This window comes from Sulfuricurvum sp. RIFOXYD12_FULL_44_77, assembly GCF_001830725.1.
GTDB classification, from domain to species: Bacteria; Campylobacterota; Campylobacteria; order Campylobacterales; family Sulfurimonadaceae; genus Sulfuricurvum; species Sulfuricurvum kujiense_A.
In genome coordinates this window covers 1-1,112 of the sequence record NZ_MIBU01000201.1, presented here as the reverse complement: position 1 = coordinate 1,112, position 1,112 = coordinate 1, and the positions used below count along the sequence as shown (strand labels likewise).

General features: G+C 46.6%; 1 protein-coding gene and 1 pseudogene. Both read right to left on the bottom strand.

What is annotated here, in order from left to right:
- Window positions 1-247, bottom strand: a pseudogene (locus A2517_RS07520) (hypothetical protein); the annotation flags it as partial.
- Window positions 248-272: 25 nt separating this feature from the next.
- Complete coding sequence (locus A2517_RS07515) at window positions 273-1,073, bottom strand: ABC transporter ATP-binding protein (RefSeq protein ID WP_294895687.1); 801 nt, start codon at window positions 1,071-1,073, stop codon at window positions 273-275.
- Between the last annotated feature and the right edge of the window lie 39 nt (window positions 1,074-1,112).

Sequence of the window (1,112 nt, the reverse complement as noted above, 5' to 3'; positions counted from 1 at the left end):
CGGTTGTGCCGTCAATTTTCATTGAGAGACCGTTAATACCAAGCAGTTTCGTTTCCAATCCGAGTGTTGCACGAACCGTAAACGCATCGGCATCTTTTTTCGTAGAATCTTCTATCGATACATTCTCATAACGGGGACGAATCTCTCCATTAAATTTTGCATCGCTAAAGAGGGTAAAGCCTTCTGCACTAAGACAATTTGGCAACAATGTTAAAACCGCAACGGCGGATAAGGTAATTTTTTTCATAGTATGTGTTCCTTGGTTTGAATATTTATTCGTCGTCTTTGGCAAATTTCGAGTATAAAAACTCGATGATCGCGCTGCGACATCGGAGATACTCGGGATTATTCTGAAGTTCCAAACGGTTCCGTGGACGTGGGAGGTTCACTTCTAGTATCTCTCCGATTGTCGCCTCAGGGCCGTTAGTCATCATAATGACCCGATCGCTTAGCAGTACCGCTTCATCCACATCATGGGTGATGATGACGACGGTATTGCCTGTTTGCATCTGTATCCGCATCAAATGATCTTGCAGATTAGCACGGGTGAGCGAATCGAGTGCTCCGAAGGGCTCATCCATGAGGAGCACCTTAGGCTCGATGGAGAGGGCACGGGCGATACCGACGCGCTGTTTCATCCCCCCGCTGATCTCGCCGGGGTATTTGTCTTTGGCATGACCCAGATTGACCATATCGATGTATTTCATCACATGATCGCGGATTTCGCTGTTGCTCAAATCTTCGCCCAGTACTTTACGTACCGCCATTTCGATGTTTTGATAGACACTTAGCCATGGAAGCAAAGAGTGGTTTTGAAATACCACCGCCCGCTCCGGTCCGGGAGCGAGAATATGCTTATCTTCGAGTAAAATTGTTCCGTTTGAAATCGTATCGAGTCCTGCAATGAGGTTGAGGATCGTCGATTTTCCGCACCCCGAGTGACCGATGATAGAGACGATCTCATTTTCACGGATATCGAGCTGGACATTTCTAAGGGCGACATACTCTTTGCCCCCGCCGAGAGGGAAAATCTTATCGACATGATCAATTTTTAAAAATGGTTTTGCACTCATTTGAGTCCTCGCTTACGGTAATCAAAGAAATCGGCGATC